A 12,098-nucleotide genomic window follows, 5' to 3' on the forward strand; every position below is an offset into this window, starting at 1 on the left:
CACGAAACGACGAACAACAAAGCTCTCATAATGACTGTATCGATCACTATTTCTGTCGAACGGAACATCCTGGAAAAACTCTCGTTGGGTATAGATCGCGATCCAGCGATGCAACTCGATGGAGACACTAAGATGATGAAAATTCTCTCTGCATCCCTACTTGCTATCGGCCTGGCCACATCTGCCATGGCACAATCAACCGGTTCGGGAACTGGCGGAACTGGTATGAACGGCAATACCGGCGTCGACACGGGCACCGCCGGCAACAGCGGCAACAACGGGACCAGTACCACTACGCCGAACCAGATCGATCCGAATGCAACGAACGCCACCACGCCGCAGACAAACGGTATGGGGGACCGCTGCAAGGATACGGCAGGCAACGACACCGACAACAACACCCCAAGCGGCGCCATGACGTCAGATATGCAGAACTGCAACAAGTAACGGAGTTTTGCTCAGCGGTCGTTTCAGCCCGCTGCCTGGTCCAGACCGGGCACGGGCTCACCATTTTAGATGGACGGCGAGCCGAGGTCGGCTAGCCATACATTTTGTCTCAGCTAGGTCCGCGACAGATGGCGGCCAGCCCGGGACCGGCGGCCGTTCTGCTGATTTTCGCGAAGAGAACTGGTGGAGCCAATCGGAATCGAACCGACGACCTCTTGAATGCCATTCAAGCGCTCTCCCAACTGAGCTATGGCCCCACTCCGGCAGTTCGCCGGCGCCGTTTCCGGCGAAGAGATCCGGCGCGGTTTCTAGACCGCGCCGTTCGTGCAGGCGGCTTCTAACCCCGCCTTAAGTCAATATCAAGCCTTCAACGACCGCTTTTTCTAGGCGGCGCGGCGAAAGCCGGCGAATGCGGTTCGCTCAGACTTCGTCGTCGTCGTCGCCGACGCCGATCATGTCGGCAACGTCGTCGTCTTCTTCCTCCTCGTCGGCGAGGAATGTGTCATCCTCATCATCGCCAAGGTCGACGTCGTCCTCGTCATCGGCGAGATCGGGAAGCTCGTCGGCCTTGGCGTCCTCGTCCGCCTCTTCGAGCGAGACGACCTCGACGCCCTCTTCCTCCTCGGCGTCCACTTCCTTTTCGGCAACTTCCTCTTCTTCCTCGAGGGCGGCGATCTTGCCCTCTTCGAAATAGGAGCGCGGATAGCTCTTGCCCGTGTAAGGCGAGACGATCGGGTCCTTGTTCAAGTCATAGAATTTTCGACCTGTCTCCGGGTCGATGCGTTTGGTGCCAAGTTCGGGTTTTGCCACAGCAAGCCTCGTCGATGAAAGTTTGGTCCCCTTAACCAGAGTTTACGGCGCTGTCAAAGCGAAAAGCCGGCGTCCCAAAAAGCGTGAATTCGAAGGCCTGCGTACCAAGGGGATGACCATTTCGGTCCGCCATGATAGGAGACCGCGCAAACCAGAAGAAAATAGCCGGGCGCCGGCGTTTCCAGGAAAGAACCATGTCGCACGCTGCTGCCCCGAAACAGGCCACCGCCCGCAAATCATCTGGCCTTTCAGGTGCGGCACGGGTGCCGGGCGACAAGTCGATCTCGCACCGCTCGTTCATGTTCGGTGGCCTGGCCTCTGGCGAAACCCGCATCACCGGGCTGCTGGAAGGCGAGGACGTAATGCGTACGGGCGCTGCCATGAAGGCGATGGGCGCTCATATCGAGAAGCATGGCACCGAGTGGGTGATCCGCGGCACCGGCAATGGCGCGCTGCTGCAGCCGGAAGGCCCACTCGATTTCGGCAATGCCGGCACGGGCTCCCGCCTCACCATGGGCCTGGTCGGCACCTATGACATGGAAACCACCTTCATCGGCGACGCCTCGCTGTCCGGCCGGCCGATGGGCCGCGTGCTCGAGCCGCTGCGCCAGATGGGCGTGCAGGTGCTGAAGGCGACGCCTGGCGACCGCATGCCGATCACGCTGCACGGGCCCAAACACGCCGCGCCGATCACCTACCGCGTGCCGATGGCATCGGCACAAGTCAAGTCGGCGGTGCTGCTGGCTGGGCTGAACACGCCGGGCATCACCACCGTCATCGAGCCGGTGATGACGCGCGATCACACCGAAAAGATGCTCAAGGGATTCGGCGCCAATCTGTCGGTCGAGACCGACGAGCGCGGCGTGCGCCACATTTTCATCGAAGGCCAGGGCAAGCTCACCGGGCAGACCATCGCGGTGCCAGGCGACCCCTCCTCGGCGGGCTTTCCACTGGTGGCGGCGCTGATCGTGCCGGGCTCGGACATTACAATCGAAAACGTGCTGATGAACCCGACCCGCACCGGACTTCTGTTGACGCTGCAGGAAATGGGCGCGCGCATCGATATAATCGACCCGCGCAACGAAGGCGGCGAGGACGTCGCCGACCTGCGCGTGCGCTATTCCGAGCTGAAGGGCGTCACCGTGCCGCCCGAACGAGCGCCGACCATGATCGACGAGTATCCGGTGCTTGCCGTGGCGGCCAGCTTCGCCGAGGGCGAAACGCTGATGCTCGGGCTGGAAGAGCTTCGGGTGAAGGAATCCGACCGGCTGTCGGCGGTTGCCAACGGGCTAACGCTCAACGGCGTCGACTGCACCGAGGGCGAGGCTTCGCTCGCGGTGCGCGGAAAACCCGGCGGCAAGGGCCTCGGCCAACACCCCAACGGGAAGGGCACCATCGTCCAGACCCATCTCGACCACCGCATCGCCATGAGTTTTCTGGTGATGGGGCTGGCGACGGAAAAACCTGTGACCATCGACGACCAGGCGATGATTGCTACGAGCTTTCCGGAATTCATGGGGCTGATGAAGGGGCTGGGGGCGGAGATCGAGTGACAGTTGATGGCAATCGCAAACCTTGGAGATTGGGCGCCAACATCCTTCCCTTCGTCATCCTGGGGCGAAGCAAAGAGCGAAGCGACGCGGCGAAGACCCCAGGATCCATGCCGTGACGTCAGAGCATCGCAACGGTGCAGAATTCTGGTTCACAGCATTCTTCGGCTGACGTTACGGCATGGATCCCAGGGTCTTCGCTCCGCTACGCGATCGCTGCGCCCTGGGATGACGAAGGCGCGGTGGCCTGTTGCCAAGCGGACAAAGGCGGCAGGCAGCCGATGAGCACCCCCTTCAGCATCGCCATCGACGGCCCGGCCGGCGCCGGCAAGGGCACGCTCGCCCGCCGGCTCGCTGATCACTACCGGCTGAACCTGCTCGACACCGGCCTTACCTATCGCGCGGTGGCGCATGCACTGCTCCGGCTCGGCCTGCCGCTCGACAATGTTTCGGCCGCTGAAACCGCGGCCCGGCAGGTCGATCCGGCAAAGCTCGACCGCGCAGTGCTTTCGGCACACGCCGTTGGCGAGGCGGCTTCGAAAGTGGCAGTGATCCCGTCGGTGCGGCGCATCCTGGTAGAGAAACAGCGTGACTTCGCAAGAACACCGCCTGGCGCGGTGCTCGACGGCCGCGACATCGGCACCGTCGTCTGTCCCGATGCCGACGTAAAGCTCTATGTCACGGCCAGTGCCGAGGTGCGGGCAAAGCGGCGGCTGGATGAAATCGAGAGCATCGGCGGCACCGCCAATTTCGACGAAATCCTTGCCGATATCGTGCGCCGCGACGAGCGCGACATGGGCCGCGCGGACTCGCCCTTGAAGCCGGCCGTCGACGCGCACTTGCTCGACACGTCGGAAATGGCTATAGAGGCCGCGTTTCTGGCAGCTCGGGCGATCATCGACGACGTCCTGGCTAAGAGAAACGAAGCCTGAGCCGGGTTTTCCTGCCGCCGCCGATTGCCGGCGACCAAAAGAATTCCCATATTGGGCGTGAACCAGCCTGCCAGCATTCTTCATGCGCCGGAATTGCCGCTCAAGGGCGGCCAAGGGCTGTTTGCCCGGAACGCCGGCAGGCCAACGCAACGCTAACCCACGGCGCCCGCCCCGCGACAGATGCGGGGCATTCCAGGAGAAACTATGTCAGTTGCAAATCCCACTCGCGATGATTTCGCGAGCCTGCTCGAAGAATCATTTTCCGCCGGCCATTCCGGCGAAGGCCAGGTCGTCAAGGGCATCATCACTGCCATTGAGAAGGACATGGCTATCATCGACGTCGGCCTCAAGGTCGAAGGCCGCGTGCCGCTGAAGGAATTCGGCGTCAAGGGCAAGGACACGACGCTCAAGGTCGGCGACACGGTCGAGGTCTATGTCGAGCGTATCGAAAATGCGCTTGGCGAAGCCATGCTGTCGCGTGAGAAGGCCCGCCGCGAAGAGAGCTGGGTACGTCTCGAAGAGAAGTTCACCAAGGGCGAACGCGTCGAAGGCGTCATCTTCAACCAGGTCAAGGGCGGCTTCACCGTCGACCTCGACGGCGCCGTGGCCTTCCTGCCGCGCAGCCAGGTCGACATCCGCCCGATCCGCGACGTCTCGCCGCTGATGCACAACCCGCAGCCCTTCGAGATCCTCAAGATGGATCGCCGCCGCGGCAACATCGTGGTGTCGCGCCGCACCGTGCTCGAGGAAAGCCGCGCCGAACAGCGTTCGGAAATCGTGCAGAACCTCGAAGAGGGCCAGGTAGTCGAAGGCGTCGTCAAGAACATCACCGACTATGGTGCGTTCGTCGACCTCGGCGGCATCGATGGGCTGCTGCACGTGACCGACATGGCATGGCGCCGCGTCAACCATCCGACCGAAATCCTCAATATCGGCCAGACGGTCAAGGTGCAGATCATCCGCATCAACCAGGAAACCCACCGCATCTCGCTCGGTATGAAGCAGCTCGAGAGCGATCCGTGGTCCGAGATCGGCACCAAGTTCCCGATCGGCAAGAAGATCAAGGGTACCGTCACCAACATCACCGACTACGGCGCATTCGTCGAGCTGGAGCCGGGCATCGAAGGCCTCATCCACGTTTCGGAAATGTCGTGGACCAAGAAGAACGTGCATCCGGGCAAGATCCTGTCGACAACGCAGGAAGTCGACGTTGTGGTGCTCGAAGTCGATCCGGCCAAGCGCCGTATCTCGCTCGGCCTCAAGCAGACGCTGGAGAACCCGTGGGAAGCCTTCGCGCGCAGCCATCCGGTCGGCAGCCAGGTTGAGGGCGAGGTCAAGAACAAGACCGAGTTCGGCCTGTTTATCGGCCTCGAAGGCGACGTCGACGGCATGGTCCACCTTTCCGACCTCGACTGGACCCGTCCGGGCGAGCAGGTGATCGAGGAGTACAATCGCGGCGACATGGTCAAGGCGCAGGTGCTCGACGTCGACATCGACAAGGAACGCATCTCGCTCGGCATCAAGCAGCTGGCCAAGGATACGGTCGGCGAAGCAGCGACGTCGGGCGAACTGCGCAAGAACGCAGTCGTCACCTGCGAGGTTATCGGCGTGAAGGATGGCGGTCTGGAAGTGCGGCTGGTCGACAGCGGCATCGAGACTTTCATCAAGCGCTCCGACCTCAGCCGTGACCGCGACGAGCAGCGCCCGGAGCGCTTCACCGTCGGCCAGAAGGTCGACGCCCGCGTCATCGCCTTCGACAAGAAGACCCGCAAACTGCAGGTCTCGATCAAGGCGCTGGAAATCGCCGAAGAGAAGGAGGCGGTCGCCCAATACGGTTCGACCGATTCCGGCGCTTCGCTGGGCGACATCCTTGGCGCCGCGCTGAAGAAGCAGGGCAGCTAAGCCAATACCGCGCCTCGCGCGGGTTATAAACGAAACAAAAAGGCCCCGCCGGAACGATCCGGCGGGGCTTTTGCTTGTGACCTTTGCGACGGACCGTAGGCTCAGGCCCTGCCGTAAAGCGGCACCAGCGTGCCGCTGATGGCCATGTTGGCCGGCGAGGCGAGATAGGCAATGGCCTCGGCGGCCGCTTCAAGGCTGACCCATCTGCTGAAATCTGCGTTCGGCATGTCAGCCCGGTTGGCCGGCGTGTCGAGCGTCGAGGGCGCCACGGCGTTGACCAGGATGCCGTTGCCCTTCAGCTCTTCGGCCATTGCCACGGTCATCGCGGCGACTGCCGCCTTGGCGGCGGCGTAGGCCACCTTGCCGGAGCCGCGCCGCGGGTCGAGCCCGGCTCGCGCGGTGACATTGACGATGCGGCCCGGCATGGAAGATTCCAGCATCGAGCGTATCGCCGCGCGGCAGCACAGGAAGGTGGTGCGGGCGTTGGTGTCCATCATCTCGGCGAAGGAGGCGGGCTCGATCTTCTCGACCGGCGCGGCGGTGAAGCCGCCGGCCAGATGCACCGATGCCCATAAATTCGGAACGCTGGCATAGAAGGCGTCGACCTTGGCAGGGTCGGCGAGGTCGACGTTATGCGCCAGCCTGACGCGGTCATGCGTCGGGAAAGGGAAATGTGCAGGCGCGGCAGCGTGAGCGTTGGGCACATGGCAGATCGCGCCCTGCTCCAGCAGGTTCCCTACGACCGCGCCGCCAAGGGCACCGGTGCCGCCGGTCACCACGATATGTCTGCCGTCCAGTGTTTCCGTCATATTCGACCGCTCCGTCATTGCGCGCCGCCGATCCGGAAGGTCGCGCCTTTCGCGCGATCACTCAACCGAAATCTCTATGACGTAAGGTCGTCCAGTCGCCCGCGCGCGCCCAAGCGCGTCCGCCAAGCCGCCGGCGCCGGAAATCCGCTCAGCGGCAATGCCGTAGGCTTCGGCCAATTTGCAGAAATCCGGCGGTGCCGGGGAGACGCCGACCGGCTCGACGCCGACGTCGAGCATCGAGGTTTCGATCTCGCGGTAGCCGCGATTGTTCCAGACGGCGAAGATCACCGGTGCCGCAGCGTCGAGCGCGGCGCCCAGTTCCGGCAGGGTGAACTGGAAGCCGCCGTCGCCGGTGAGGCAAACGACCGGCGCCTCAGGCCTGGCAAGGACGGCGCCGATCGCCGCCGCCGGGCCATAGCCAAGCGCGCCGAAGCCGGTGGCCGCGTTGAACCAGCCGCCCGGCCGGTCATGATCGTAATAGAGGTTGGCGGCGTAGACCGGCTGGGTCGAATCGCCGACGATGATCGCGCCAGGCAGCGCATCGCGGATCGTCTCGACGGCGCGCAGTTGCGCCTGCATAGCCGGGCCGATCTCGGCAAAGGCCGCTTGCCGCGTCGCGGCGGCGCGAGCGGCGCCGTCGACCGATTGCGCCTGGCCCGTGCCGAGTTCGGCACGCAGCGCCTCGAGCGCTGCACCGCAATCGGCCTGGATCGAAATCCGGGCCGGCCGGCGGGCAAGCTGGTCGGCGCCGATGTCGATACGGATCAGATTGGCAGGCAGGACAAAACCGCCGTCGCCATAGCCATCATAGTCGGTCGGACCGAATTCGGTGCCGGCGGCAATGACCAGATCGGCGCCGGCCATCAGCGCACGCACCGCCTTCAGGCTGGGACTGGCCGGCACGCCAAGCGGATGGCGATAGAGCAGGCCGCGCGCATTGGCGGTCTGGACGACCGGCGCTCCCAACCTCTCGGCAAGGCGCTGCAACGGTGCTTCGGCCGCTTTGGCGCCGCCGCCGGCCAGGATAAGCGGCCGGCGGGCAGACGCGCATAGCCTTGCCGCCCCGGCAATCGCCGCCACATCCGGCTCGGGCGGCGCTGAATTCCGCAGCAGCGGCACGATGCCGTTGGCAGGCAGGCTCATGACATCGGTCGGGATCTCGATATGCACCGGACCCGGACGCGAGGATGAAAACAGTGCAAAGGCGCGGGCGAGCACGCCGGGCAGTTCGCCGGCCTCGGTGACACGGTGCGAAAACAGCGCCACCTTCTCCATCATGCCGCGCTGGTCCGGCAGTTCATGCAGATGGCCAAGGCCTTTGCCCAGCGTCGGTGTGGCGTTGACGCCCGAGATTACCAGCATCGGCACCGAATCGGCGCGCGCCTGGCCCATGGCGGTGATGGTGTTGGTCAGCCCCGGCCCGGTGATGACGAAGGCGATGCCCGGCCTGCCGCTGGCGCGCGCATAGCCGTCAGCCATGAAGCCGGCGCCCTGCTCGTGGCGCGGCGTGACGTGACGGATCTTCGACCGCGCAAGCCCGCGATAGAGCTCGACCGTGTGTACGCCGGGAATGCCGAAGACTGTGTCGACGCCGTGCGCTTCGAGCAAGGTGATGAGCGCTTCGCCGATGGTCGTCATTGTCTTAGCACCGGGCGTGTGAGGCAGGTCGGGCCGCCCTCGCAGGCAATGCACAGCGCATCGGCCTCGAATGTCGAGACCGTACAGCCAGCGGCCTGCATGGCAGCCGCCGTCTTCGGAAAACCGGCAACGGCGATAACCTGGCGCGGCGCGGTCGGCAGGACGTTGAGGCTGAGCCCATTCGAGGCGAAGAATTCGTCGGCGTCGCCCTCGACCAGCCGAATGCCCCGTTCGCGCAGCATCTGGTGGAAGGCGACCGGCAGGAGGGGCGCATAGACCAGCGCCAGATCGTCGGCGAGCGGGCTGATCACCGACATCAGGTGCAGGCAGGCCTCCTCGCCTTGCCAGAGCGGCAGGTCGAAGCCGTAGACCTGGATACCCTTGGGCGAAAGCAGGTTGGAGAGCTGCTGGATGCCGAGCTGATTGGTGCGCACGCCGCGGCCGACGGCCAGCGTGTTTGCATCCACCCACACGCAGTCGCCGCCCTCGACCTGGCCGGGAGCGTCGATACGACCGAGGATGGGGATGCCCATGCGCCCATAGGCTGCCTCGTGCAGGCCTGGCTCGGGCCGGCGCAGCGCCTTGCCCATAGCGAGGATAACCGCGCCGTGGTCGGTCATCAGCGAGGGATCGTGGGTGAAGACCGAATCGGCAAGCCCGTCATCGGCGTCGCTCAGCCATTCGATTTCGGCGCCTGAGACAGAAATCAGCCTGGCCAGCGCATCATGCTGGGCCGCCGCTTTTTGCGGATCGAAGCCGGGGCCATAGTGCCAATCCAGCGCTTCGGCCCGACGCATGGCGCTGGCGGCGGAGCGCATCAGCACGCGCTGCAGCGCCCCGGCCATCGACTGCGACCCGTATGCTTTGCCCACTAAATTCTCCTGAAATGCGCCCCTCCTGCCAATAGCCACTCGGCAAGCGGTGATCAATGGTCCAAAAACTGCGGTTGACGGAGGCAAGCGGAACGGTCCATCTTGAGAATCGGAACGCTGTCCAGTGACGGGTAATGGGTAAAAAATTCCAGCAAGGACTGCCTCGGTCGCTCCGCGGGGCGCCGCGACGATGACAGCGCCCGTCACCGCCCTGAAGCATCAGGCGCAAAACGGTGCTGCCGAAGCCATCCACGTCGAGAACCTGCACAAGAATTTCGGCAACCTGCACGTACTGAAGGGCGTTTCGCTGTCGGCGCGCGACGGCGAGGTGATCGCCATCATCGGCGGCTCAGGCTCGGGCAAATCCACGCTGCTGCGCTGCATCAACTGCCTGGAGAACCCGACCAGCGGCATCATCCGCGTCAATGGCGAGCAGATCCGGTTGAAGGCCGACAGCCACGGCCACACCGTGCCCGCCGACCGCAAGCAGATCGAACGCATCCGCTCCAAGCTCGGCATGGTCTTCCAGAACTTCAATCTGTGGAGCCACATGACGTTGATCGAGAACGTCATCGAGGTTCCCGTGCATGTGCTCGGCGTCAAGCGCGATGTGGCGATCGGCGAGGCGGAAAAGCTGCTCGCCCGCGTCGGCCTTGCCGAAAAACGCGACGTCTATCCCGCCTATCTGTCGGGCGGCCAACAACAGCGCGCCGCGATCGCCAGGGCGCTGGCCATCAATCCGCGCGTCATGCTGTTCGATGAGCCGACCTCGGCGCTCGACCCGGAGCTGGTCGGTGAGGTGCTGAAGGTGATCGGCGACCTGGCGCGCGAAGGTCGCACCATGGTGCTGGTCACCCATGAGATGAAGTTTGCCCGCGAGGTCGCGACGCATGTCGTCTACCTCCATAACGGGCTGGTCGAGGAACAAGGGCCGCCGGAACAGGTTTTCGGCGCACCCAGATCCGAAAGACTGAAGCAGTTTCTGCGCAATGTTGGATGACTTGCGAGAAAAGCAGACGGGAACGTCAAAGCAAAAAACGGGAGAACTGAAAGAAATGAAACCTTTTCTCAAAACGGTGCTCGCGGCCACGCTGATCGCATTGTCGGGTGCATTTTCGGCAAGCGCCGAACAGATCAAGGTGGGATTTTCGCCTGAAGCCTATCCGCCGTTTTACTCGCAGGATGCCTCCGGCAAGTGGGGCGGCTGGGAAGTCGACATCGTCAACGCCATCTGCGGCGAAGCCAAGCTGGATTGCGTATTGACGCCAGTCCCATGGGACGGCCTTATCCCGGCGCTTAAGACCAAGAAGATCGATGCAATCATGAATTCGATGTCCATTACCGACGAACGCAAGAAGGAAATCGACTTCTCCGACAAATATTATAACACGCCGACCGCGGTGATCGGCGCCAAGGATCAGAAATTCGATGCGACGCCGGAGGGGCTGAAGGGCAAGACAATCGGCGTTCAGGCCTCCACGGTGCACGCCGCCTACGCCAAGAAGCACTTCACCGACGCTTCGGAAATCAAGGAATACCAGACGCAGGACGAGGCAAATCAGGATCTCGCCGCCGGCCGGATCGATGCCACCCAGGCCGATTCGATCGCGCTCGACGCATTTTTGAAGTCGGATCAAGGCAAAGCGTGCTGCGACCTCAAGGGTTATGTCGCACCGGACCTGGAAGTGCTCGGGCCTGGCGTCGGCGCCGGCGTACGCCAAGGCGACACCGAGCTCAAGGATAAGCTCAATGCCGCAATCAAGGCTATCCGAGCCAATGGCAAGTATGCCGAAATCACCAAGAAGTACTTCGACTTCGACATCTACGGCGGCGAGTCGCAGTCCAACTGACAGCAGCGGCATCAAGCCGGGCAGGCCTAGCCGCCATCGTCGCGATGGCACGTCCGGCTTGATACATCATTGGCGCCTCAACCCGGAAGTCCAGGGGGACATAAGCTGAGCGACGTTCTCGCCACCATGTTCGGAGCCAGTTCGCTGGAATTGCTGTCCTTCGAACCGCCGAACGGCAGGGGTCTCAGCCTTCTGCACGGGCTGGCAAACTCGGTCGGAATTGCCTTCGGTTCCTTTGGGGTCGGTCTTGTGATCGGTGTCGGCGGCGCCTATGGCAAGCTCTATGGCGGGCCGGTGGTCCGTGACCTGCTGGAAGTCTACACCACAGTGGTCCGCGCCGTGCCCGAATTGGTCCTGATCCTGCTGCTTTATTTCGCTGGTACCGACCTCATCAACCAATTGCTTACCGCGCTCGGCTATGCCGCGATCGATATCAACGGGGTTGTCGCCGGCATAGGTGTGCTCGGTGTCGTGCAGGGCGCCTACTCCACCGAAGTCTTGCGCGGCGCAATCCGCGCCATTCCGCAAGGCCAGATCGAAGCCGCCCGGGCGTATGGAATGCCTCCCGGCCTGCTTCTCAGGCGCATTACGCTGCCGGCGATGCTGCCCTTCGCCATTCCGGGCTTGGCAAATCTGTGGCTGATCGCCACCAAGGACACCGCGCTTCTCGCGATCGTCGGCGTTAATGAACTGACCCAAACCACACGGACGGCAGCCGGCGCGACGAAGGCTTATTTCACCTTCTTCATGGCGGCGGGCGCGCTTTATCTTGTCCTGACCCTCGTCTCCAACATCGCTATCGGGCGCGTTGAGCGCTGGGCACGACGCGGCATGCCCTCGATCGCGGGATCGCATTGATGGCCGAAACTCCGGTCATTGACGCCGCCGCACGGGCCTCGCTGTGGATGCAGCCGCACCGCATAGCGCTGATCCTGATCGCGCTGGTTGTCGTAGTGGCATCGATTTTCCTCATGCGCTGGGATTGGCTGCCCGCCTATCTGCCGCTGGCCTTGCAAGGCATATGGCGGACCATCTGGCTGCTTGTGGTAACGTCGGTGCTGGGCATCGCGCTGGCCATTCCCCTCGGCCTTGCGCAGGTGATCGGCCCGCCGATCTTGAGTGTGCCGGCCAAGGTGTTCTGCACGATTATTCGCGGCACGCCGCTGCTGCTCCAGCTCTGGCTGCTCTACTACGGACTGGGTTCGCTGTTTCCGCAATTTCCTTGGATACGCGAGTCGTTCCTCTGGCCCATTCTAAGGCAGGCATGGCCCTACGCCGTTCTTTCTCT

The 12,098-nt window shown here is 63.4% G+C and carries 12 protein-coding genes and 1 tRNA gene; 8 read left to right on the plus strand and 5 right to left on the minus strand.

Features of this window, described 5'->3' with window-relative positions:
- Nucleotides 1–30 precede the first annotated feature (30 nt).
- Nucleotides 31–447, plus strand: a complete 417-nt coding sequence (locus NKJ35_RS24035) for a hypothetical protein (protein WP_352480699.1) — start codon at nt 31–33, stop codon at nt 445–447.
- Between the two features lie 181 nt (nt 448–628).
- Here the strand turns inward: NKJ35_RS24035 and NKJ35_RS24040 are convergent.
- Both NKJ35_RS24040 and NKJ35_RS24045 read right to left on the minus strand, forming a co-directional pair.
- A tRNA-Ala gene (locus NKJ35_RS24040) sits at nt 629–704 on the minus strand.
- Nucleotides 705–867: 163 nt separating this feature from the next.
- Complete coding sequence (locus tag NKJ35_RS24045; RefSeq protein WP_254816066.1) at nt 868–1,257, minus strand: TIGR02300 family protein; 390 nt, start codon at nt 1,255–1,257, stop codon at nt 868–870.
- 194 nt (nt 1,258–1,451) lie between these two features.
- On the opposite strand from NKJ35_RS24045, the gene aroA reads away from it, so the two are divergent.
- From aroA to rpsA, 3 genes are all read left to right on the plus strand, one after another.
- On the plus strand, nt 1,452–2,810 hold the full coding sequence (aroA, locus tag NKJ35_RS24050; RefSeq protein ID WP_352649809.1) for a 3-phosphoshikimate 1-carboxyvinyltransferase: 1,359 nt from the start codon (nt 1,452–1,454) through the stop codon (nt 2,808–2,810).
- Between the two features lie 278 nt (nt 2,811–3,088).
- On the plus strand, nt 3,089–3,739 hold the full coding sequence (cmk, locus tag NKJ35_RS24055) for a (d)CMP kinase (protein WP_352649810.1): 651 nt from the start codon (nt 3,089–3,091) through the stop codon (nt 3,737–3,739).
- Between the two features lie 204 nt (nt 3,740–3,943).
- Nucleotides 3,944–5,641: a 30S ribosomal protein S1 gene (gene rpsA, locus NKJ35_RS24060; protein ID WP_023676278.1), complete on the plus strand. Its 1,698-nt coding sequence runs from the start codon at nt 3,944–3,946 to the stop codon at nt 5,639–5,641.
- A gap of 101 nt (nt 5,642–5,742) precedes the next feature.
- Here rpsA and NKJ35_RS24065 read toward each other — a convergent pair whose 3' ends face one another.
- Genes NKJ35_RS24065 through NKJ35_RS24075 form a run of 3 tightly spaced genes read right to left on the minus strand, consistent with a single transcriptional unit; the run spans nt 5,743 to nt 8,933 of the window.
- Entirely contained in the window at nt 5,743–6,450 is a 708-nt protein-coding gene (locus tag NKJ35_RS24065; protein ID WP_352649811.1) for an SDR family NAD(P)-dependent oxidoreductase, read from the minus strand.
- A gap of 57 nt (nt 6,451–6,507) precedes the next feature.
- Nucleotides 6,508–8,088: a 5-guanidino-2-oxopentanoate decarboxylase gene (locus NKJ35_RS24070; RefSeq protein ID WP_254816061.1), complete on the minus strand. Its 1,581-nt coding sequence runs from the start codon at nt 8,086–8,088 to the stop codon at nt 6,508–6,510.
- Nucleotides 8,085–8,933 (minus strand): dimethylarginine dimethylaminohydrolase family protein, encoded by an 849-nt coding sequence (locus tag NKJ35_RS24075; protein WP_352649817.1) that lies wholly within the window; start codon nt 8,931–8,933, stop codon nt 8,085–8,087. The genes NKJ35_RS24070 and NKJ35_RS24075 overlap by 4 nt, the downstream gene beginning before the upstream one ends.
- Nucleotides 8,934–9,150: 217 nt before the next feature.
- Between NKJ35_RS24075 and NKJ35_RS24080 the strand changes: the two genes are divergently transcribed.
- From NKJ35_RS24080 to NKJ35_RS24095, 4 genes are all read left to right on the plus strand, one after another.
- Nucleotides 9,151–9,960, plus strand: a complete 810-nt coding sequence (locus tag NKJ35_RS24080) for an ABC transporter ATP-binding protein (protein ID WP_352480694.1) — start codon at nt 9,151–9,153, stop codon at nt 9,958–9,960.
- A 55-nt stretch (nt 9,961–10,015) separates the two neighbouring features.
- Nucleotides 10,016–10,810, plus strand: coding sequence for a transporter substrate-binding domain-containing protein (locus tag NKJ35_RS24085; RefSeq protein ID WP_352649812.1), 795 nt, complete (start codon nt 10,016–10,018; stop codon nt 10,808–10,810).
- Nucleotides 10,811–10,936: 126 nt separating this feature from the next.
- Nucleotides 10,937–11,668: an ABC transporter permease gene (locus tag NKJ35_RS24090; RefSeq protein ID WP_352649813.1), complete on the plus strand. Its 732-nt coding sequence runs from the start codon at nt 10,937–10,939 to the stop codon at nt 11,666–11,668.
- A partial coding sequence (locus NKJ35_RS24095) for an ABC transporter permease subunit (protein ID WP_352649814.1) occupies nt 11,668–12,098 on the plus strand: 431 nt, incomplete at its 3' end. The genes NKJ35_RS24090 and NKJ35_RS24095, both read left to right, overlap by 1 nt.

This window comes from Mesorhizobium sp. M0136 (assembly GCF_040322515.1).
Taxonomy (GTDB): domain Bacteria; phylum Pseudomonadota; class Alphaproteobacteria; order Rhizobiales; family Rhizobiaceae; genus Mesorhizobium.

Coding starts and splice junctions, on each gene's coding strand:
- NKJ35_RS24065 (WP_352649811.1), bottom strand. CDS start 6,450: ATGACGGAAACACTGGACGGCAGACATATCGTGGTGACCGGCGGCACC.
- NKJ35_RS24080 (WP_352480694.1), top strand. CDS start 9,151: ATGACAGCGCCCGTCACCGCCCTGAAGCATCAGGCGCAAAACGGTGCT.
- NKJ35_RS24035 (WP_352480699.1), top strand. CDS start 31: ATGACTGTATCGATCACTATTTCTGTCGAACGGAACATCCTGGAAAAA.
- NKJ35_RS24070 (WP_254816061.1), bottom strand. CDS start 8,088: ATGACGACCATCGGCGAAGCGCTCATCACCTTGCTCGAAGCGCACGGC.
- NKJ35_RS24085 (WP_352649812.1), top strand. CDS start 10,016: ATGAAACCTTTTCTCAAAACGGTGCTCGCGGCCACGCTGATCGCATTG.
- cmk (WP_352649810.1), top strand. CDS start 3,089: ATGAGCACCCCCTTCAGCATCGCCATCGACGGCCCGGCCGGCGCCGGC.
- NKJ35_RS24090 (WP_352649813.1), top strand. CDS start 10,937: ATGTTCGGAGCCAGTTCGCTGGAATTGCTGTCCTTCGAACCGCCGAAC.
- aroA (WP_352649809.1), top strand. CDS start 1,452: ATGTCGCACGCTGCTGCCCCGAAACAGGCCACCGCCCGCAAATCATCT.
- rpsA (WP_023676278.1), top strand. CDS start 3,944: ATGTCAGTTGCAAATCCCACTCGCGATGATTTCGCGAGCCTGCTCGAA.
- NKJ35_RS24075 (WP_352649817.1), bottom strand. CDS start 8,933: ATGGCCGGGGCGCTGCAGCGCGTGCTGATGCGCTCCGCCGCCAGCGCC.